This is a genomic window from Streptoalloteichus tenebrarius (assembly GCF_024171885.1).
Classification (GTDB): Bacteria; Actinomycetota; Actinomycetes; order Mycobacteriales; family Pseudonocardiaceae; genus Streptoalloteichus; species Streptoalloteichus tenebrarius.
The window spans coordinates 13,708-33,723 of sequence record NZ_JAMTCP010000058.1 but is presented as its reverse complement, the minus strand read 5'-3'; the positions used below and the strand labels follow the sequence as shown (position 1 = coordinate 33,723).

The 20,016-nt window shown below is 73.8% G+C and carries 19 protein-coding genes; 4 read left to right on the top strand and 15 right to left on the bottom strand.

Annotation, left to right across the window (positions count from 1 at the left end):
* The 5 genes from LX15_RS29585 to LX15_RS29575 all read right to left on the bottom strand — a co-directional run.
* The coding region (locus LX15_RS29585; protein WP_372502814.1) for a transposase at positions 1-316 on the bottom strand (316 nt) is incomplete at its 3' end.
* A gap of 19 nt (positions 317-335) precedes the next feature.
* Complete coding sequence (locus LX15_RS32810) at positions 336-464, bottom strand: hypothetical protein (protein WP_301305475.1); 129 nt, start codon at positions 462-464, stop codon at positions 336-338.
* 375 nt (positions 465-839) lie between these two features.
* Complete coding sequence (locus tag LX15_RS33735; protein WP_372502815.1) at positions 840-1,184, bottom strand: transposase; 345 nt, start codon at positions 1,182-1,184, stop codon at positions 840-842.
* A gap of 269 nt (positions 1,185-1,453) precedes the next feature.
* Entirely contained in the window at positions 1,454-2,125 is a 672-nt protein-coding gene (locus LX15_RS29580) for a DedA family protein (protein WP_253674155.1), read from the bottom strand.
* Between the two features lie 135 nt (positions 2,126-2,260).
* Positions 2,261-4,675, bottom strand: coding sequence for a phosphatidylglycerol lysyltransferase domain-containing protein (locus LX15_RS29575; protein ID WP_253674153.1), 2,415 nt, complete (start codon positions 4,673-4,675; stop codon positions 2,261-2,263).
* Between the two features lie 957 nt (positions 4,676-5,632).
* Here LX15_RS29575 and LX15_RS29570 point away from each other — a divergent pair.
* Positions 5,633-8,038 (top strand): SulP family inorganic anion transporter, encoded by a 2,406-nt coding sequence (locus LX15_RS29570; protein ID WP_253674151.1) that lies wholly within the window; start codon positions 5,633-5,635, stop codon positions 8,036-8,038.
* Between the two features lie 89 nt (positions 8,039-8,127).
* On the opposite strand, the gene LX15_RS29565 is transcribed toward LX15_RS29570, so the two are convergent.
* The 5 genes from LX15_RS29565 to dacB all read right to left on the bottom strand — a co-directional run bounded on the left by LX15_RS29565 (position 8,128) and on the right by dacB (position 13,881).
* Entirely contained in the window at positions 8,128-8,532 is a 405-nt protein-coding gene (locus tag LX15_RS29565; RefSeq protein WP_253674149.1) for a hypothetical protein, read from the bottom strand.
* A gap of 139 nt (positions 8,533-8,671) precedes the next feature.
* On the bottom strand, positions 8,672-9,553 hold the full coding sequence (locus tag LX15_RS29560; RefSeq protein WP_253674147.1) for a carbohydrate ABC transporter permease: 882 nt from the start codon (positions 9,551-9,553) through the stop codon (positions 8,672-8,674).
* Positions 9,554-9,564: 11 nt separating this feature from the next.
* Entirely contained in the window at positions 9,565-10,608 is a 1,044-nt protein-coding gene (locus LX15_RS29555; RefSeq protein WP_253674146.1) for a carbohydrate ABC transporter permease, read from the bottom strand.
* Positions 10,605-11,963 carry an extracellular solute-binding protein gene (locus LX15_RS29550; RefSeq protein WP_253674144.1) on the bottom strand — a complete coding sequence of 453 codons (1,359 nt, stop codon included), beginning with the start codon at positions 11,961-11,963 and terminating at the stop codon, positions 10,605-10,607. The genes LX15_RS29555 and LX15_RS29550 overlap by 4 nt, the downstream gene beginning before the upstream one ends.
* A 223-nt stretch (positions 11,964-12,186) precedes the next feature.
* Complete coding sequence (dacB, locus tag LX15_RS29545; RefSeq protein WP_253674143.1) at positions 12,187-13,881, bottom strand: D-alanyl-D-alanine carboxypeptidase/D-alanyl-D-alanine endopeptidase; 1,695 nt, start codon at positions 13,879-13,881, stop codon at positions 12,187-12,189.
* Between the two features lie 179 nt (positions 13,882-14,060).
* On the opposite strand from dacB, the gene LX15_RS29540 reads away from it, so the two are divergent.
* Together LX15_RS29540 and LX15_RS29535 are read left to right on the top strand one after the other, a co-directional pair.
* The gene (locus LX15_RS29540; protein ID WP_253674142.1) at positions 14,061-14,741 is read left to right on the top strand and encodes a class I SAM-dependent methyltransferase; all 681 of its coding nucleotides are present in this window, start codon (positions 14,061-14,063) and stop codon (positions 14,739-14,741) included.
* A 364-nt stretch (positions 14,742-15,105) separates the two neighbouring features.
* On the top strand, positions 15,106-15,474 hold the full coding sequence (locus LX15_RS29535; protein ID WP_253674141.1) for a VOC family protein: 369 nt from the start codon (positions 15,106-15,108) through the stop codon (positions 15,472-15,474).
* 15 nt (positions 15,475-15,489) lie between these two features.
* Here the strand turns inward: LX15_RS29535 and LX15_RS29530 are convergent, their stop codons facing one another.
* The 4 genes from LX15_RS29530 to LX15_RS29515 all read right to left on the bottom strand — a co-directional run bounded on the left by LX15_RS29530 (position 15,490) and on the right by LX15_RS29515 (position 17,855).
* Positions 15,490-15,669: a hypothetical protein gene (locus LX15_RS29530; RefSeq protein ID WP_253674140.1), complete on the bottom strand. Its 180-nt coding sequence runs from the start codon at positions 15,667-15,669 to the stop codon at positions 15,490-15,492.
* An 18-nt stretch (positions 15,670-15,687) separates the two neighbouring features.
* Positions 15,688-16,215: a hypothetical protein gene (locus LX15_RS29525; protein WP_253674139.1), complete on the bottom strand. Its 528-nt coding sequence runs from the start codon at positions 16,213-16,215 to the stop codon at positions 15,688-15,690.
* Positions 16,216-16,410 carry a hypothetical protein gene (locus LX15_RS29520; protein ID WP_253674138.1) on the bottom strand — a complete coding sequence of 65 codons (195 nt, stop codon included), beginning with the start codon at positions 16,408-16,410 and terminating at the stop codon, positions 16,216-16,218.
* 506 nt (positions 16,411-16,916) lie between these two features.
* Positions 16,917-17,855, bottom strand: a complete 939-nt coding sequence (locus LX15_RS29515; RefSeq protein WP_253674137.1) for a DUF4429 domain-containing protein — start codon at positions 17,853-17,855, stop codon at positions 16,917-16,919.
* Between the two features lie 174 nt (positions 17,856-18,029).
* Here LX15_RS29515 and LX15_RS29510 point away from each other — a divergent pair, with 174 nt between their 5' ends.
* The gene (locus LX15_RS29510; protein ID WP_253674161.1) at positions 18,030-18,956 is read left to right on the top strand and encodes an LppU/SCO3897 family protein; all 927 of its coding nucleotides are present in this window, start codon (positions 18,030-18,032) and stop codon (positions 18,954-18,956) included.
* 88 nt (positions 18,957-19,044) lie between these two features.
* On the opposite strand, the gene tesB is transcribed toward LX15_RS29510, so the two are convergent.
* Positions 19,045-19,989, bottom strand: coding sequence for an acyl-CoA thioesterase II (gene tesB / locus LX15_RS29505; protein ID WP_372502812.1), 945 nt, complete (start codon positions 19,987-19,989; stop codon positions 19,045-19,047).
* Positions 19,990-20,016 lie beyond the last annotated feature (27 nt).

Genomic DNA, 20,016 nt, shown 5'->3' with positions numbered 1-20,016 from the left:
AATCCACACACACGACCGTCCAGTCGACCGCGCCGACGGCGTCGGAACGCTGCGGGACATGAGCCAGCAGACGGTCCCAGGTGCCGTCGGCGGACCAGCGGCGAAAGCGCTCATAGACCGTCTTCCACGGCCCGTACCGCTCGGGCAGGTCCCGCCAGGCCGCCCCCGTGGACAGCGTCCACAAGATCCCGTTGACCACCTGACGGCGGTCCCGCACCGGACGGCCCATCCGCGGCGGAGCCAGCAACGGCTCGATCAACACCCACGACTCATCAGTCAGCTCATGACGACGCACCACGAACCAACCAACGACCACAACACTTTGCGGACACGACCTAGGGCGTGGCCTCAAGCCAGATGAGCAGCGTGGTCAGGTCGATCATGTCCTGGTAGGAGGTCGCGATCTTGCCGAACCGGGTCGCGACCGCGCGGAACCGCGTGAGACGGGTTGACGCACCGCTCAACCGCAGCGCGGCGGTGGTCGGCAGTGCGGTCGAAGGCCGGTGGGCGCCCCGCCGGCCTGGCTGCGGCGCAGCCGGTGGGCCTGCTGGTCACGGCGTTCGGGAATCGTCGCCTGAGATGTGCCGACGGCGCAGGTGGGAGCGGATCGGCTGGGGTAGCCGTTGTCCGCGATCACCCGGCTCGCCCGGGGTGGCGGGTCGGCCCGGATCCGGCTGACGCCAACTCGACTCCCGCCATGACCTGGGGGAACAGCGCGCGGTCGTGGACGTTGCCTGCGCTGAGCACCACCGACAATGGTCGTCCATGACCGTCGCGGGCGAGGTGGGTCGTCGTGGTGGGTCCGCCACGGGGAGCACCTGATGACGTGATCAGCCTGCTCACGGTGCCCGCCGACGATCCGCCCTCCCCGGTGGAGGACGCGGGAGGGCGGCGGGCGCTCGGGGGCGTGCTGGTGCGCATCGCACGATGCAGGAGTCGAACGCCACCTCCGGGGCGGGTTCGTTGATCGCCTCGGCGATCACCCGCGCCCGCCTCACCAGAGTGGTCAGGGTTCCGGTGCGCGACCACCGCCAGAACCAGTCGTGGGCCGTCTTCCGTAGCCCCTCTCGTTCCGGCAGGTCACGCCATGCCACACCCGTCTTCGCCGGGAACGACATCCCGTTGATCATGTGATGCCTCGTCCACCCGTGGACGGCCCTCGCGGGCCGCAAGGTGGGCAACAGCGGCTCGATCGCCTGTCATCGCTCGTCGGTCAACTCGTGCCCGCATACGACGCCCCGGCATCACACCGGATCAGCCACACCAGCGCTGAGGACGGCACACCTAGCGGCATGGGTAGCGGGAAAGACGCCGAAGGCGGCACCACCGCATTGATCGGTGGTGCCGCCTTCGGTCTTGCTCGGATCTCGCTCGGACGCCGCGCCCTCAACCAGGGCGTCGCGACGACTCCCAGAACCCCAGGGCAGGGGTGGGATGTTTCGTCACTCCATCGTCAGTGGCCGGAGGGCTCCAGCTCCCGCGACTCGCCGGAGGCGGCGGCCGCCGCGGCGGCCCGCGCCGCCCGCCGCCGCTTCACCAACACCACGATCGCCACGATCACGACCAACGCGGCCACCAGTCCCCAGCTCGCGGTGCCCAACGTCTTCTCGATCGCCTTGGCCGACGCGCCGAACGCCGCCCCGATCCCGATGTGCAGGCAGGACCAGCCGATCGCGCCGAGCAGGGACGCGGGGAGGAACCTGCGGTAGGCCAACCCCGACGCGCCCGCCGCCGCCGGGGTCAGCGTGCGGACCACCGGCAGGAAGCGGGCGAAGAACACGGCGCGGGCGCCGTGCCGTCGCAGCAGGTCCCCCGCCCGGTCCCAGTGCTCCTGGCCGAGCTTGCGCACGACGCGGCTCTCGCGCATCCGGGGGCCGAACCGGTGGCCCAGGTAGTAGCCGACGGAGTCGCCCAGCGCGGCGCACACCGCGACCACCAGGGCCATGATCACGAAGGTGGGGCGGTCGGTGACCGCGGTGGACGCGATGAGCAGGCCCGCCTCGCCCGGCACGAGGAAGCCGAGGCCGAGCGTGCACTCACCGAAGGCCAGCGCGCCGGCGGCCGCGATGACCGCGGGCTTGGGCAGCTCGGCCAGATGCTCGAGGGCGTCGGTCAGCAGTGCCACGAAGTTCCTCCTCCTGCGCGGCTGGCCGGCTGCCGTCCGCGGTCGTGCGTCAAACTAGCGGTCCGTCCGGTGCGCCCGAATCGACTCCCGGGACTGTCGGCCATCCCCCTGAGGTCTGATTCCGCCCCTGAGGGGTCACCGCCTCCGCCGCCCGGGAACCGGGGTCGGCGTGGCGGCGGCCGGGACGGTGTCGGCTCCGCCGTCCCTCCCGGGACCGGGCCTCCCGGAGCCGACCTCCGCCGCACCCACGGACACCAGGTGCTCCGACTCGCGGGGCGCGGCCACGGTTCCCCGTTCGGGCGAGGACGCCCTCGGGGCGGCGGACGCGGGCAGGGCGGACGCGGGCAGGGCGGGCTCCGCCGCCGGGGCGGTGTTCCCGGCGTCGCTGCCGGCCGGGTTCTCGCCCGGGCTCTCGGCGGTGTTCTCGGCTGACCGGTTCCGCCCCCACGCCCACGCCACGGCGGCGCCGAGGCCGACGGCGGCCCAGTGCTGGCTTGCGGTGAGGGCGTCGCTGTAGACGAGGTCTCCGACGAGCACCAGCCCGATGACCACGGCGAACCCGCGCCGCCGCAGCGCGACGGCCAGGGCGCCGCACGCGCCGGCGACCGCCGCCGACGAGCCGTAGTCGGCCCTGGCAAGCCAGTCCCCCAGCCCCAGCGACCACGCCACCGCGAAGGCGAGCGCCGTCGGCACGAAGTGCCCGAGGAGCAGGACGAGCAGGGTGCGGCCCGGCCCGACCAGGGCCTCCAGCACGGCCACCACGAACACCACCGTGAACGCCGCCCACGCCACGTGGACGAGGTGGTACGCGCCGAACGGGCTGGTGAACAGCCGCCACCAGGTGCCGCGCAGCAGGTCGTCGCCCCGGTACTGCGTCGCCCAGCGCACCGCCGACTCCGTCCAGGGGAGGACGCCGAGCAGACCGCCCACCGTGGTCGTGGCCATGACGACCGACGAGACCGGGAGCAGGCGCGCGGCGCCGCGGTGGTCGGAGCCGGCCAGCCGGGAGCGGACGGGGTCGAGATGGCGGCGGGTCGCCTCGGCCAGGAAGGCCCGGGCCTTCCGCCACCCCGCCCTCAGGTGCCGGACCCGCGGCGCGACCAGGAACCCCTCGACCCGCGCCATCGCCAGCCCCGCGCGGACCAGGTCCATCCGGGACTCGATCAGGATGTAGCGGGGCGTCCAGCGTGGGTCGAACTTCCGGTTGAACCGGTACAGCGACTGGATCTGCGCCCAACGAGAGGCCGCCAGCACCACGCCCCGCCACAGGCGGCCCCACGGCCCGCGCGCCCGCCCCGCCAGGGCCCGGCGCTGCACCGCGAAGTTCAGCGACAGCCGACGCAGGCCCGAGGCCGCCAGGCGCGTGGCCGCCTCGACCACCAGGAAGTCGTTGAGGATCGCCGGGGCCTCGCGCAGCCGGCGCATCACGTCCAGGCTCATGCCGTCCGCGCCCCACGGCACCAGGTGCAGGAAGCCGTGCACCCTGCCGTCGGCCGCGCGGCCGAGCACCACGAGGCAGTCGGGGTCGCGGGGGTCGAACAGTCGGGACAGCGCCATGGAGAAGCCCCGCTCGGCGGCCTCGCCCCGCCAGTCCGCCGACACGGCGGCCAGCTCGGCGCGTTCGGCCGGGCTGAGGTCGCCGACCCGGCACACCTGGGCCGTGTAGCCGGCCCGCCCCGCGCGCCGCCAGCTCTGTCGCGCGATCCGCAGCGCCCGGCCCTCGGTACTGAACGTCTCCAGGTCGAGCACGGCCTCGCAGCCGAAGTAGAGCGGGCGGAATCCGGCGGCGCGGTAGGTGGCGGCCGCCCTGGCTCCCGCGCCGACCACGGCGGGCACCCTGCCCTGGCGCACCGCCTCCGCCCGCAGCGCGCGCACCGCGTCCGGCCACGCGCTTGGGTCGCCGAGGGGGTCGCCGGCGGCCAGCAGGACCGATCCCACCGGCCGCGCGGACACCGCGCCGGCGCCCGCGCGCAGGAGCGTGCGGTCGTCGCGGGTCGCGAAGTAGGCGAGGGAGTCGGGGCAGGCGCGCAGTTCGGCGGACGAGGGCGAACTCGGGTGTGGCAGGGCCCGGGGGCGGGGCAGGGCGGGGAAGGCGCGCCAGCTCGCCGCGAGCGCCACGGTGAGGACCGCGACGACGGCCGCCGGCACCGGGTGTCCCGCCGCGACGAGAACAGCGGTTCCCCCGGCTCCCGCGAGTGTCGCGGCGAGGTGCGCCACGCGCAGCCGGCGCCGCAGGCCCCAGCCCGCCACGACCAGCGCGACGGCGGCCAGGGCCGCGCGCGGGCCGAGGGCGGGGGTGAGCGCCAGGCACAGCAGGCCGGCCAGGGCCGCGCCGGCGGCGGCCGTCCTGGCCACCGTCGGACCGGCCACCGCCCCCGAAGCCGAGCGGGGAGCCGCCGACGGGGGTTCCACCACCGGGGTCGCCGGAGCGGGGGACGCGGTCGCCAGGGACGGGGTCACCGGGAGCTGGGCCGTCCGGGTCTCCGTCCCTCCGGTCCCTCCGGTCCCGGCCGCGTCCCGCGCGCCGGACGCGCGCTCCGTCGCGTGCATGGTCGTCCCCACTTTCCCCGATCCAGCGTCCACCGGATGGCGGGAGCACCGCCACGCCCGCCGGTTGTCTCCTCCAGGACAGCCGAGCCCGCACACGACCCACATCAGCCGATCGGTCACCCCCGGCCGACCGATGGGCGGGTCGGACCCGGCCGATGGGCCGGGCCCCGGACGCGAACACGCTGAGTAACTGCGCTGCCACACCCCTGCCGAACGGGGGTGAAAGTTCCCACCCAACTGGCTGATCTGAGCGCGAGGAGTTCCCAACCCCCCGCAAAGATTGAGTAAAGACGTCATTACCCGGCGCGGGCCGCCGACCCGGCGGACCCGCCACGACGCCCGACCCGGCGCGGCCACCGGCACCGGTGTCCGAACTGGACAGTCCCGTGAGGACAGTCCGGTGGGGACGCCCCCGGCGCCCGCGCCGGCCGACCCCGCCCACCGCACGCCCAACCCGAAGCGCACGACCCCCAGAGCGCACCAGCCCAGCGCCCGACCCGGAGGTGCCCGATGGCCGCCACGACAGCGTTCCGCGCTGGCGCGGGGCAGGACCTCGACGAGCCGGACCTCGGCCCCCGCCCCTCGGGGGAGGCGCCCGCCCGGCCGACGCGTGCCCGTCGGCCCGGCTCCCTGACGTCGCACCGCCCCCCGTGTCCGACCGGACACCCCCACACCCGCCCCGGCCGCGAGCGGAGACCCGACACCGCGGCCGGCCGGCGGGGACGGCGAGGCGCACCGACAATCCCCCTCACGGCCCGGCCACCCCTGCCAGGGCCCGCGACCAGGACGTCGCCCACCCGCTCCGGCCGCTGACCGGACGGGCGGCGTCCCGACCGCCCCTCGCCCCGGCGCCTCGCCCACCGTCCCCGCGAGGCCGCCCCCGCTCACCCCGAGCCGACCTCGGGCCGCCGCCCGCGGCCCGCGGTCGACCCGTCCCTTCTTCCGTTGGAGGCCGCCATGACCACACCCCGCCGGCCACGCGCCCGCGCCGAACACAGCACCGCCGACCCGCCCACCGCCACCACCAGCGCGGCCCCGTCCTCGGAGTCGTCATCGCGCTCCCTGCCCTCGACGCCCTCAACGCCCTCGGCGCCCTCCAAGGCCTCCGAGGCCTCCAAGGCCTCGGGGCCCGTCGCCAGGACCGGGCTGATCCCCCACCTCCTGGCCAACCTCCGGTACGACCTCCCCTCCTCGCTGGTGGTCTTCCTCGTCGCCGTGCCGCTCTCGCTGGGCATCGCCGCCGCCTCCGGAGCCCCGTTGATGGCCGGTCTGCTCTCCGCGGTGGTCGGCGGCGTGGTCGCCGGCGCGCTCGGCGGCGCGCCGCTGCTGGTGACCGGACCCGCCGCCGGGCTCACCGTGGTCGTCGCCGACCTGGTGGGCCGCTACGGCTGGGCCGCCACGGCGGGCATCACGGCGGCGGCCGGCGTCCTCCAGCTCCTGCTCGGCGTCACCAGGGTCGGCAGGGCCGCCCTGTCGCTGTCCCCCGCCGTCGTGCACGGCATGCTCGCCGGCATCGGCGCGGTGATCGCGATCAGCCAGCTCCACATCGTGCTGGGCGGTCAGCCGGAGAGTTCGGTGCTGGCCAACCTGCGCGACCTGCCCGCGCAGCTCGTCGGGCACCACGACGCGGCGGCGCTGGTCGGAGCCGTGACGATCGTCCTGCTGCTGGTGTGGCCCCGGCTGCCGGTGGTGTCGGCGGTGCCGGCGCCGCTGGCCGCCGTGGCCGCGGCGACGATCGTCGCGTCGGTGTTCGCGCTCGACCTGCCCCGCGTCGACCTGCCCGACGACCTGCTGTCCGGGCTCACCCGGCCCGAGATGCCGGACGGTCCGCCGACCGCCATCGCCCTCGCGGTGTTCACGGTCGCCGCGGTCGCCAGCGTCGAGTCGCTGCTGTCGGCCGTGGCGGTGGACCGGATGCACGACGGCCCCCGGGCCGAGCTGGACCGCGAGCTGGTCGCCCAGGGGGCGGCGAACCTGGCGGCCGGCGCGCTGGGCGGCCTGCCCGTCACCGGCGTCATCGTGCGCAGCTCCGCCAACGTCAACGCCGGCGCCAGGACCAGGATGTCGACCATCCTGCACGGGCTCTGGATCGCGTTGTTCGTGGTCACGCTGACCACGCTGCTGGAGCGCATCCCGCTGAGCGCGTTGGCGGCGGTGCTGGTCGTCATCGGCGTGCGGCTGGTGAGCCTGGCGCACATGCGGCTGCTGTGGCGGCACCGCGAGTTCGCCGTCTACGTCGTGACGTTCCTCGGCGTGGTGCTGACGGACATCATGAAGGGCGTGCTGCTGGGCGTGGCGGTCGCCGTGCTGCTGGCCCTGTACCGGCTCACCCACACCACGATCCGCGCGGAGGACCACGGCGAGCGGGGCTGGCGGATCGTGCTGCGCGGCTCCCTCGTGTTCCTGTCCGTCGGCCGGCTGGTCCACGAGCTGCGCCGGATCCCCGAGGGCGCGCACGTGCTCGTCGAGCTGCACGTCGACTTCATGGACCACGCCGCGTTCGAGGCGTTCCACGAGTGGCGGCTCGGCTACGAGCGGCGGGGCGGCGTGGTCGTGGTCGAGGAGGTGGACGACACCTGGTACGACCGCGCGACCACGGGCCGGCCGGAGCAGCGCCGGTCGCTGCCCGACCTGTCGCCCCGCTGGTTCGCGCCGTGGTCGCACTGGCAACGCCTCTACGGCGCGTCAGCGGCGTCGCCGCCCGAGGAGAGGGTCGAGAAGCCCGACCCGATGCTGCTCGGCCTGCACCAGTTCGAGAGCAGGTACGCCCCGCTGGTGCGCCCGTTCCTCGCCGAGCTGGCCGCGAGACAGCGTCCGACGCAGTTGTTCCTCACCTGCGCGGACTCCCGGGTGGTGCCCAACCTGATCACGTCGAGCGGGCCGGGCGACCTGTTCTGCGTGCGCAACATCGGCAACCTCGTGCCGAGGGAGGACGACGGCGACGACTCGGTCGGCGCCGCCGTCGAGTACGCGGTGGACGTGCTCGGGGTGACCACGATCGTCGTGTGTGGACACTCCGACTGCGGGGCGATGAAGGCGGTGCTCGGCGGGCCGCCGCCCGGCGCGCACCTCACCGGCTGGCTGCGGCACGCCCAGCCGAGCCTGATCCGCTTCCACGACGCCGCGCTGTGCCCGGAGACCGGGACGGACGGCGCGGAGACGCCGGCGCTGGAGCGGCTCTGCGTCGCCAACGTCCTCCAGCAACTGGACCACCTGCGCACCTATCCCTCGGTGCGGCAGGCGGTCGAGGACGGCCGGCTCAGCCTGGTCGGGATGTACTTCGACATCTCCTCGGCCCGGGTGTTCCTGGTCGACCCGGACACCGGGGCGCTCGCCCCGGTGCAGGACCTCGCCGCGTCCTGACCCCTGGTCCGGCGGCGCGGCGCACGGGCGGATTCCGTGCGCCGCGCCGCCGGTCCGCGTCGGCCGCGCTCGCCGGTGGCCGGCCCTGGTCACCGCTCCTCGGTCGAGTGTCCACGGTGGACGACGAGGACCAGGCCGAACACGACCCCGACGAGGTAGGCGGCGTTGCCGGGCCAGCCGAGGTCGAGCCGGTCGGCGAAGGGCAGCCGCAGCACGCCGGCGATCGCGGTGACCAGCACCGCGTGCGCGGCCAGGACGGCCAGGCCGAAGACGCGCACGCCCGCGCGGCCCCGCAGGACGACGAACCGCAGCAGCCCCAGTCCGATCTGGGCCAGGTGGACCCCGGTCCCCATGGGCCGGCCGGCCACCACCGCGCCGACCCCGACCACCGAGGCCAGCCCGCTGAGGCCGAGCACCAGGTACGCGAAGCCCAGCGCGGCGCCGAGCACGTGTGGGAGGTCCGCCGGGCCATGCCGGCGTTCCCGCGTGGCCATCGCGACCACCTCGCTCCCCCGAACTCACGCGTTCCGTGACGCGGTCTGTTGCGTGGTCTCCTGACGCGGTCTGTGGTGTTGCCGTCCGTGCGCCCCGCGTCCCCGTCGATCCGCTCCGACGCCGGGCGGGACGCCGGCGCTACCGTCCTCCGGTGGTGGCGATGCCCCGCACGAAGTACCGCTGGGCGGCGAAGAACAACGCCACCATGGGCAGCGTCGCCAGCACGTTCGCCGCGAGGACCAGGTCCCAGCGCATCTCACCGCCCTGGCCGAAGCGGTCCAGCACCACCTTCAGGCCCCTGGGCAGCGTGAACAGGTGCGGCTCCTGGAGGTAGACCAGCGGCTTGAGCAGGTCGGTCCAGCTCGCCTTCAGCTCGAACACGACGCTGATCACCAGGGCCGGGCGGCTGAGCGGCAGCACGACGTGCCGGAACAGCCCGAGGTGGCCGAGGCCGTCGACCCGGCCGGCGTCGAGCAGGTCCGGCGGTAGCGTGAGGAAGAACTGGCGCAGCAGGAAGATGTAGAAGGCCGAGCCGAACAGGTTGCCGGCCCACAGGGGGATCTGCGTGCCGGTCAGCCCGAGCGCGTCCCAGATGGCGTAGGTGGGGATCAGCGTGACGGCCGCCGGGAGCATCATCGTCGCCAGCACCAACCCGAACAGCAGGTCGCGGCCGGGGAAGCGGAGGAACGCGAAGGCGAAGGCGACGAGGGCGCTGCTGATCGTGACCGCGACGGCGGCGGCCGCCGCCACCGCGAAGGTGTTCAGCAGCCACGTGAGCAACGGGATCTCCTGGAAGACCGTCACGTAGTTGCGCCACACGAAGGTGCTCGGCCACAGCGATCCCTCGAAGACCTCGGAGCGGGGTTTGAGCGAGGCGAGGGCCATCCAGAGCAGGGGGTAGGTGAACACCACCGCGCACACCGCGAGCGCCACGACCGCGACCACTCCGCCCACGCTCCGGCGGCGTCGCTCCGGCGGCGCCGGACGCGCCCGCTCCCCGCCCCGCGTCACCTCGGCCACGGCCCCCACGGTCACCGCCTTCCCTCGTAGTGCACGAACCGCCGGGACAGCCGCACCTGGACCAGCGTGACCAACAGGATCACCAGGAACAGCAGCCAGGCCAGCGCCGAGGCGTAGCCCATGTCCAGGAACTCGAACGCCTGGCGGAACAGGTAGACGACGTAGAACAGCCCCTCCTCGGCCCCGGCCGAGGTGTGCGCCGTGCCGAAGTACATCGTGTAGACCTCGGCGAACATCTGGAGCGAGGCGATGGTGTTCACGACGAGGGTGAAGAAGAGCGCGCCGCTGATCATCGGCAGGGTGACGTGCCGGAACCGCTGCCAGGCGTTCGCCCCGTCCAGCCGGGCCGCCTCGTACAGGTGCCCCGGCACCTCCTGGAGCGCGGCGTAGTAGATGACCAGGGTGGTGCCGAAGCTCCACAGGCTCAGCAGCACGATCCCCGGCTTGATCCACGCCGGGTCGCTCGTCCACTGTGGACCGTCGATCCCGACCAGGCGCAGCGCCCGGTTCACCAGACCGGTCTGTCCGTTGAGCAGCAACAGGAACAGCACTCCGACCGCGACCGGCGGTGTCACCGCCGGGACGTAGAGGACGGTGCGGAAGAACGGACCCCACCGCCGGGCGGCGACGAGCAGCAGCGCCAGCCCCAACGCGAGCGCCATGGACAGCGGCACGTGCAGCACCGTGTAGTAGACGGTGTTCCCGAGGCTCTTCAGGACCAGCGGGTCGGCGGCCAGCTCGCGGTAGTTGTCCGCGCCCACCCACCGGGGCTCGCTGATCGCGTCGTAGGACGTGAACGACAGCCACAGGCTCGCCAGCAACGGCCCCGCCGTGAACACCACGAACCCGACCAGCCACGGGGACAGGAAGCCCAGCGCCGCCCTGGCCTCGGCACGGCGGGTGGCCGAACGGCGCGCGGGAGAGGACCACGCGGGGGATCGGCGGTGCCTGGCCCTGTCCTGCCTGGCCCTGCCCTGCCCGGCCCGGTCACGCCCGGCCCTGTCCTGCCCTGCTCGGTGCTGCCCGGCACGGCCCGCCGGGGTCCCAGGGGTCATCGCGCGCCCACCCGCGCCAGGGCCGCCGTGGCCCGCTGCTGGGCCTCGCGCAGCGCGTCGGCCGGGCTCGCCCTGCCACCGAGCGCCCGGGTGACCGCGTCCTCCCACGCCCGCTTGACCTCCGCGCCCGCCGGCGAGGCGGGCAACGCGAACGCCACGCCCTGCGCCCGCTCGATCACCCTGATCCCCTCGTCCAGCCAGTCCAGGCCGGTGGGGCGCAGCACCTCGGCCCTGATCCGCTCGTCGGCCGCGACGTGCGCGGTGTAGGTGCCGGTGTAGTGCAGGCCCCGCGCCAGTCGCGCGTCCCGTTTGGCCGTCGCCGCCGCCACCCACGCGTCGGGCGTGGTCATCTCCCGCACGAGCCGGCACGCGGCGGCGCGGTTGCGCGCGCCCTGGGGGATCGCCCACGCCAGCCCCGTGGCCCACGACAGGGGCTGGTGGTCCCGCCCGACGAACGGCAGCACGACCACGGGCGCCCTCGGCGAGTTCTGCGCGAGCACGTTGAGGTACCAGTCCTCCATCGGGGACAGGCCGATCTGGTCGGCGGCGAACGGGTTGCGCGCGCCGAACAGGTCCCAGCCGTCGCGGAACGCCTGCACGACGCCCTGGCCGCCCGCCTGGTCCACGATCCGCTTGGCCATCTCCAGCACCTCGACGGCCTGCGGCGAGTCGAGCCGGGCCGTCCTACCGTCCGCGCTGAGCACGTCGCCGCCGGCGGCCCGCACCCACATCGGGAAGAAGTCGGGGATCTTCGGGTCCACGCCCAGTCGCGCCAGCCGCGAGCCGCTGCTCCTGGTCATGGCCCGCGCCCACGCCTCAAGCCGTCCCCAGTCGGCCGTGTCGACGCGGGACGGGTCGATCCCCGCGTCGGCCAGCGCCACCCTGTTGGCCATGAGCAGCCGGACGATGAGGAACTCCGGCACCCCGTAGGGCCGGTTCTGGTAGCGGACCTGCGCGGCGGCGGCCGGCCGGAACTCGGCGAGGTCCATGCCGGTGACCTCGAAGCACTCGTCGAGGGGCAGCAGCGCGCCGCGCGCGGCGAAGCTGGGCAGGTCGGCGCGGTCCAGGTAGACCAGGTCCGGGGGCCGGCCGCTGGCCAACGCCGACAGGAACTGCTGCTCGTCGAAGGCGCCCTCGTTCAGCCGCAGGTCGACGGCCGGATAGCGCTGCCGGAACCGCTCCACCCGGACCCGGGCCACCTCGTCCGGCAGGCTGTAGCCCATCGTGGTGAGCGGGCCGACCGGCTCGTCGGCGAACCCCGTGCGGGCCTCGGCGCGGTCCGCCCCGAGCCCTCCGCACCCTGCGAGCACCAGCAGCAGCGCCACCAGCAGCGGGAGAGCGCCCCGTGTCCGCATCCGCCCCTCCCTCCCCCTGTGGAGATCGTGTTCCCCACGGGGCGGGGTTTAACCAACCGATTCATACCGGTCGGGCGGGCGCGTCCGGTCGGTTCAGGCGCTACACCCACCGATCGGGCGGTTTCCCGGGCGCCGAGTCATCCCGGGGTCACCACGAGGTCAGCGCGGGGCCGGTGTCAGGGCCCGTGCTGGGACAGCGCTGTGTCAACGGACGGCCCACGCGTCAGCAGGCGCCGGCCCAGGTGCACTCCAACGCCGACTCGTCGACGCGGGTGCCGGGGTTGTCGGCCTGCGGCGCGGCCGGGGGCGCGAGCGTCACGCCCGGCTCGCCCCGCCGGTCCCGCTCCCCCTGGTGGCGGGCCAGGCGCACGGCGAGCGCGTCCTCGATGTTCTTCGTGGCCGGCCCGAGGAAGTTGTTGAACACGGCGGAGAACACCAGCGGTCGCCCCTCGGCGGAGGTGACGTAGCCGGAAAGCGAGCTGACCGAGGTCATGGAGCCGGTCTTGGCCCGCACGTTGCCCGCGGCGGGCGTGCCGCGCATCCGGTTGCGCAGCGTCCCCCCGACCATACGGTCGGGTTCCCCGGCCACCGGCAGCGACGCGGAGAAGACGGGGAACCATGGCCGTTTCCTGGCCTCCACCAGGAATGCCGCGAACTGCTGGGCGCTCACCAGGTCCATGCGGGACAGCCCGGAGCCGTCGACGACCTGGTACGCCGCGGCGTCGAGCCCGAGACCGGCGAGCTTGTCCCTGACCACCCGCAGTCCCGCGTCCCAGCTCCCGACGCCGTGCACGGCCCGTCCCATCGCCTTGACCAGGGTCTCGGCATGCCCGTTGTTGCTCAACTTCAGGAACGGCACCAGCAGTTCGGACAGCGGCATCGACGTCCGCTCGGCGATCCGCGCCGCGCCGGAGGGGGTCGCGCCCCGACCGTTGTTCGCGTCGAGCACGCGCACTCCTCGGGCGGCGAGCGCGCGGCGGAACACGTCGATGGCGTAGGCGGTCGGGTCGGAGACCGTGCTGAGGGACGAGACCGGTTGCCCGCCGGCCGGGACGGACCCGGTGACGACGACCGTGTTGGTCCCGTGCTGCCGCTCGGCGGTGACGGCGGGCGAGGACCCGGCCGCGCCCGTGGTCGCGCGGTTGTCGACGCGCACGACGCCGGTCGGCGGGTCGAGTTCCACGACGGGCGGCTGGCCGGGCGTTCCCGGCTTCACCCTGACGAGCACGGTGCCGGCGTCGTAGTCGGAGTTCGACGAGACGGTCAGGGCCGAGATCTCGGCGGAGTAGTAGTAGGGCTCGTCGTCCCACGCCCAGCCCGCGCCGAGCGGGACCCGGTCGAACCAGGTGTCGTCGGCGACGAGCCGTCGCACCACGCGGATCCCGGACTCGGCCACGCGCGCGGCCAGCCCGTCGTAGTCGGCGGCGAGCATGGTGGGGTCGCCCGTGCCCCTGAGGTACAGGTCGCCGTCGAGGAACCCGCCGTGCCGGGGACCGGCGGCGAACACCTCGGTGGTGAAGCGGTGGTCGGGGCCGAGGGTCTCCAGCGCGGCGGCGGCCGTGAGCATCTTGGCGTTCGAGGCCGGCGCCAACCGGTCCGACCCGCCACGGTCGTAGAGGACCTCGCCGCTGGCCGCGTCCCGCACCACGACGCTGGACCGCGCGCCTCGCAACTGCGGGTCGGTCAGGATCCGGTCGAGGTCGGCGACGAGCGCCGCCCTGCCGACCGGCTCGGCGACGGCGGTGGTCGCGGTGACCACGTTGACGGCGGCGACGCCGGAGCCGACCAGGAGCCCGGCCAGCAGGACGGAACCCGCACCGAGCCACAGCCTCCGCGCTCCGCCTCGCCCTCCGGGGGTGGCCCGTCCGCCGTGGGGACCGCGCTCGACGCGGGACGGGACGGTCGATCTCCTGGGCACGGCCCACCTCCGGCAACCGGCGGGACCGGGGGCGGCGCCGGCCGCCACCGGTCGAAACGCGGCGGAGCGTAACGAGGTGTGATCACGACGGTCAACGGTCCGGCCGGCCTCCCGCGTTCGAGTGATCACGACAGGGGGCCGCCGTTTGCGGAACGTACTGGTTCCCTTACCCTTCCGGCATGTCCGAACCCGCTGGTTCATCCACGGACCCCGAGGTGATCGCGGGGCAGGCGTCCTACAACCGGTGGACGTTGTCCGCCTACGACCTGACCGTGCTGGGTCTGGCCAGCCCCCTGCTGTGGGGCTGCGGCCGGCGGGAGATGCTGCGCAACTACGACCGCAACGTCGGCGCCCGCCACGTCGAGCTGGGCGTGGGCACGGGGTGGTTCCTGGACAACTGCGCGTTCCCGGTGGCGCGCCCCAGGATCACGTTGGTCGACCTCAACCCGACCGCGCTGGAGTTCACGGCGCGCCGGCTCGCCCGCTACACGCCCACCCCCGTACGGGCCAACGTGTTGGAACCCCTCCCGGTGCCGGCGAAGGAACACGACTCGGTCGGGCTCAACTTCCTGCTGCACTGCGTTCCCGGCGACCTGAGGAAGAAGGGCGTGGTGCTGGCGCACGCGGCGGCCGTGACCCGCCCCGGCGGACGGGTCTTCGGCGCGACGGTACTGGCGCACGGCGTCCGGTTGCGCCCACCGGCGCGGTTGCTCCTGCGCGCCTACAACGCGCAGGGGTTGTTCCACAACGAAGCCGACCACCTGGACGACCTGCGCGCCCAGTTGGAGCAGGACCACTTCGCCGACTACGACCTGACCGTGCACGGGTCGGTGGCCGTCTTCAGCGCGACCGTGCGCTGAGCGCCCACGGAGGCGACGGCGGCGCCCGCGCCCGGCGCGACTCCGCGTTGCGGTTCTGGGAGTTGGCCTACCGCGCTGCCGGCCCGGCTCTCCGGGACCACGTCCTCGTCTGTGTCAGCTATCGCGAGCACACAGGACGCGCATGTGTCGCCCGGAGGTTCCGCTGATCCGCGATCGCGGGCCGGCTGACAGGCCAAGGACCTCGACGACCTGTGAGGACGCGCCGAGGCCTCCCTGGTCGCGGGACTGGCCCAGACCCTGACCGGACGCGCACCGCGCCCTGCTCGGCAGAGCAGCGGCGGGGTGCTGGGGTGAGATCACGTTCGCCCCAGCGAGATGTCGACCGGCGACCTACCGTCGGGCCATGCAGAACATCTATCCCGTCCTCCGGTACCGCGACCCCGAGGCGGGGATCGCCTGGCTTCGACAGGTTCTCGGCTTCACCGAGCACGCCGTGCACCGGGACGAGAGCGGCGCCGTCGTCCACGCGGAACTGGCGTGGCAGGGCGACCTCGTGATGCTCGGGGCGGCGCGGGAGGACAGCACGCCCACCCAGCTCTACCTGGCCGTCGCTGACGCCGACGCCGCGCACCAGCGGGCCGTGGAGTCCGGGGCCAAGGTCACGTCGCCGCCAACGGACACCGACTACGGCTCGCGGGATCTCGCGCTGGAGGACCCCGACGGCAACACCTGGTTCCTCGGCACCTACCGCCCCTCCGAACCGGCCCGCTGACCGGCGGCCCTCACCTCACCGACTCCCCGCGACGGCCATCCGCACCAGTTCGAGCCGGAGCGGCTCGGCTTCTCCCTGGACGGCTCCCGTCAGGACGAGCCGTTCGCCGGACAGCTCGTAGGTGCCCTGGAACAGATCGCCGTCCTTCGTGAGCCACCGCTGCCACATCCGGAGTTGGCGGCGCTCGGGGCCCACCTCGAAATGGTGCGTCTGTCACTGGTCGTCGAACCTAGGCATCACCATGAAGGCGCGTTCGCGTTCGAAGTAGACGCGGTCCAGCGGCCCGGCCACGCCGGCCGGGCGGTACTGGCCGGCGACGACCCGCCAGCTCCCGTCGACCGGGGTGGGGAGGCGGTTGTTCTCGTTCGCCACCCAGTACGTCCCGCCGGCGGCGGGGACCAGCAGCGCCACGAGCGCCAAGACCTTCCCGACACCGGGTCGCGCGCCCGAGGCGACCGCGTTCTCCGTCCACAGGAGACGGACGAGCCGCGTGCGGCGCTCCCAGAGCGCGAACTCCAGGGCGAGGAACGTGAACGCCGAGGCGAGGACGCCGCCCGGGTCGACGCCGTAGCACAGCCCGAGGACGGTGATCGCTCCCGTCATCGCCGTGCCCGGGCGGCCACCAGTGCCGTTCCCCCGGAAGAACAACAGCGCGCCCAGTCCGATCTGGAGGACCGCGACGAGGGTGCCGAACACCGGGGAGAAACCGAAGTAGTGCCAGGTCAACCAGAAACCCGACACCTAGCCCATCGGCCGGTCCAGCTCCAAGTCGAGCACGGCGAACTGACTACCGTTGATCTTGGCGAACCCGTACCAGACCGACACCACGGCCGCGACGTTGACGACAGACGACCGACACGCGTCGAATCCCCTCGCCGTGCCCCAGCCCGAGCCGGGCCAGTGCACCTCGGCCTTCTCCCGACTGACAGCCCCCACCCGCCCTGGGGGGCGAGCCCCGCTCCAGCCTATCCGTCCAACACGGAGCGTCCAAGAGCATCACGCTCCGCTGTGGATAACTTCGGGGGATGTGGATAACTCGGCCAGGACTGTCACACCGACCTGGCACAATCCAGCCGGAGGAAACTGCGCCGCGCGCCGCCTCGACCAACCCACGCGACGCCGGCGGCGACCGCCGCCACCAGAACTGCGCCACGCGCCGCCTCGACCAACCCACGCGACGCCGGCGGCGACCGCCGCCACCAGAACTGCGCCACGCGCCGCCTCCACCAACTCTGCGGCCAAGCTCGCCCTCGGCGTCGCGGTTAACAGGCCACGCTTCACCAGCGAAGACGCATGGCAACCGCCCGACGAGCCCTCTGGCGCGACACAGCGGCCAAGACTTCTCTGAGGAAAAGGGCAGACCCCGACCCGCGACGGACACACCGACCGCGGCCGCCAGATACCGACAGGCGGCCCACATGGCGGCCCCTCCGCCGGTCGCGTCAGAGCCGGGCCAGCAGCTCGGCCTTCTTCCGCTGGAACTCGTCCTCGGAGAGCAGCCCCGCGTCCCGCAGCTCGCCCAGCTTGCGGATCGTGGCGATCACCTCGTCCACGCTCGGACCCCCGCCGGAGCCGGAGAGGGACGGCGGTGGTGGCGGTGGTGGCAGCGCCGCCGGCGCCGACACCGCGGGCACCGCCTCGGGCGCGGCCCGGACCACCGTCCGGTGGTCGGCGATCGCGTAGAGGACCGCCGCCGCGAACGTGAGGGACTCGTGGGTGAGGCCGTAGCCCACCCCGAAGGTCAACGCCCGGGGGTCCTGGTCCGGGTCCAGCCGGCGGACGTCGTCCCCGTCGCCCCGCAGCCGAACCCGGAGGTGGCCGCTGAGCACGCCCGGCGCGGCCCACTCGACGTCGACGATGTCCGAGACCGGGAACACCTGGTCCCCGGCGCGCCACTTGGCGCTGCTCGCGCCCGACCACATCCAGCGGAAGGCGACGGTTTTGCCGTCGAACACCCCGTTGCCGTCGTACGCCTTGACGTGCCGGGGCGGGCGCGGCCCCGGCAGCAGGAACCGCTCGGCGGGCCGGTCGGCCGCCGGGTTGAGCGCCGCCCGCGTGCGCAGGTCCTCGGCGTAGTGCTCGGCCAGGTCGGCCTGGTCCGCCCTCAGCACGATCCGGTAAGGGTCCGAGCCCTCCCCGAGCTGCCCGGCCGCCGCCTCCAGCAGCGGGCAGGCGCCCTGACGCAACCGCATCTGGAGGATGGTCCTGCGGGACCCGACCGACACGTCGGCGCCGGCCAGGGCGACGTCCGGCACCACGACCTCACGCAACTCCTTGAGCAACGCGGGCACCCGGATGCCGGTGCCGTACCGGACGCGCACCGAGTCGGTCTCGAAGACCCAGGTCGCGTTCTGCCCCCGCAGCTCCAACCCCATCCCCATGGGGGGCACGGTAGCGACAAACCGCACACCTGTATCAGGTGACTCCGGTCGTGTCGAAGCCCATCGTGACGGGGCCCACCCGCGACAGACGGTATCGATTGCACCAATTCGACCACACGCACGTCCGCCGATGGTTACGTTCCTCACCCCCGTCCGAGTGAATGAGAAGGAACGATGACGCCCCCGCACCAGCCACCCGGCCCCCCGCCCCAGCCCTACGGCGTCCCCCCGCAGGGCTTCCCGCCCCCGCCGCAGGGCGGGCCCGACGTGTCACCCCAGGGTGGCCCCGGCATGCCGCCGCCCCCGACCGGCGGTCCCGGCGCGACCCCGCCGGGTGGTTTCCCGCCGCCCCCGCAGCCCGGCCCCGGGTTCCCCGCCCCGCCGGACGGCGGGTTCCCCCCTCAGGGAGGCCCCGGGCAGCCCGGTCCCGGCGGCTTCCCGCCACCACCCGCCCCGCCCCAGCCGCCGAAGAAGAACGTCGCGGTCAAAATCCTCGCGGTCGTCGGCGTCGTCCTGGTCGGCATCGGCTTCGTGGTGGTCCGCGGCCTGATCAAGAGCGCGGCACGCAGCGCCGCGCACTCCTCGCCGACGATCGTCGTGCCCAGCGTCAGCGTGCCGACCTTCCCGTCCGGCGGCTCCAGCAGCGGCTCCGAGGCCGACGACCAGACCGCCGGGTTGGAGAGCATGGCGCCGGGCGACTGCGCCACCATCAGCGGCACCGGCAAGGCCGTGCGGTTCCACGAGCTGAGCTGCGGCGACCCCACCGCGACGTTCAAGGTCACGAAGCGGGTGGAGCGGTTCGCGAGCTGCCCGACCGGCACGCCCAGCACCATCGAGCGGACCAGGAACAACATCCGGCAGTTCGCGATCTGCTTCACCCTCAACGCCAACGCCGGCGACTGCTTCGCCGTGCCGGAGTCGGACGACGGGGACATCAAGAAGGTGTCATGCGGGGACGCCTCGGCCACCAAGAAGATCAGCCAGGTCCTGAACGGGACGCAGGACCACAAGCAGTGCCCGCCCGGAAATGACGGCAGGTACGGCTACCTCGTCGTCGCCGAGCCGGCACACGTCATCTGCATGGTGCCGCCGAAGGGGTGAGGCCCTCCGCGCGGCGCCCCATGACGACCGGCCCCCGACGCGAGGTCACGCGCCGGGGGCCGGTTCGTTCACGCCGTGCCGTCGGGACTCAGGGGATCACCCGGAGCAGTCCCTCCTGGACGACGGTCGCCACCAGGCTGCCGTTCCTGGAGAAGAACCGGCCGGTCGCCAGCCCCCGCGCGCCGGACGCGCTGGGCGACTCGCAGTCGTAGAGGAACCAGTCGTCGGCGCGGAACGGGCGGTGGAACCACATGGCGTGGTCCAGGCTCGCGCCGATGACCTTGTCGGTGCCCCAGTACACGGCGTGCCTGGCCAGCACCGAGTCCAGCAACGTCATGTCCGACGCGTAGGCCAGCAGGCAGACGTGCAGCAGGTCGTCGTCGGGCAGCCGCCCGTCGGCGCGCATCCACACCCGGTTGCGGGCCTCCCTCGGCCCCGTCTCGCGCGACACCCACGCCGGCTCGGTGACGTAGCGGACGTCGATCGGCCGGGGCGCGTTGGCGAACCAGCCCAGCCGCTCCCGGTACGGGCCGATCCGCTCGGAGTAGGTCGGCAGGGTCTCCGGATCCGGCACCTCGGGCATGGGCTCGGCGTGGTCCATGCCCGACTCGGGGAGCTGGAACGACGCCGACAACGCGAAGATCGCCTTGCCGCGCTGCACCGCGACCACCCGGCGGGTGGTGAACGAGCGCCCGTCCCGGATGCGGTCCACCTCGTAGACGATGGGAACGCTCGGGTCGCCGCCCCGGATGAAGTAGGCGTGCAGGGAGTGCACCTTGCGGTCGGCCGGCACGGTCCGGCCGGCGGCGACCAGGGCCTGGCCGGCGACCTGCCCCCCGAAGACCCGCACCGGGGACTCCGCGGGGCTCACCCCTCGGAAGATGTTCTCCTCGATGCGCTCCAGGTCGAGCAGGGCCACCAGGCGGTCCAGCACGGGCTGGCCGTGCGGCACCCCGTCCGGGGTGAGTGGCACGGGCTCGGGGGCGTGCGCGGCGGCGGGGTCCGCCGCCGCCGCGCGAGCTACCTCGGTCACGCGGCTCCCTCGTCGTGGTTCGCCGCC

Coding starts and splice junctions, on each gene's coding strand:
- LX15_RS29575 (WP_253674153.1), bottom strand. CDS start 4,675: ATGCACGCGACGGAGCGCGCGTCCGGCGCGCGGGACGCGGCCGGGACC.
- LX15_RS29570 (WP_253674151.1), top strand. CDS start 5,633: ATGACCACACCCCGCCGGCCACGCGCCCGCGCCGAACACAGCACCGCC.
- LX15_RS29565 (WP_253674149.1), bottom strand. CDS start 8,532: ATGGCCACGCGGGAACGCCGGCATGGCCCGGCGGACCTCCCACACGTG.
- LX15_RS29555 (WP_253674146.1), bottom strand. CDS start 10,608: ATGACCCCTGGGACCCCGGCGGGCCGTGCCGGGCAGCACCGAGCAGGG.
- LX15_RS29550 (WP_253674144.1), bottom strand. CDS start 11,963: ATGCGGACACGGGGCGCTCTCCCGCTGCTGGTGGCGCTGCTGCTGGTG.
- LX15_RS29540 (WP_253674142.1), top strand. CDS start 14,061: ATGTCCGAACCCGCTGGTTCATCCACGGACCCCGAGGTGATCGCGGGG.
- LX15_RS29535 (WP_253674141.1), top strand. CDS start 15,106: ATGCAGAACATCTATCCCGTCCTCCGGTACCGCGACCCCGAGGCGGGG.
- LX15_RS29515 (WP_253674137.1), bottom strand. CDS start 17,855: ATGGGGATGGGGTTGGAGCTGCGGGGGCAGAACGCGACCTGGGTCTTC.
- LX15_RS29510 (WP_253674161.1), top strand. CDS start 18,030: ATGACGCCCCCGCACCAGCCACCCGGCCCCCCGCCCCAGCCCTACGGC.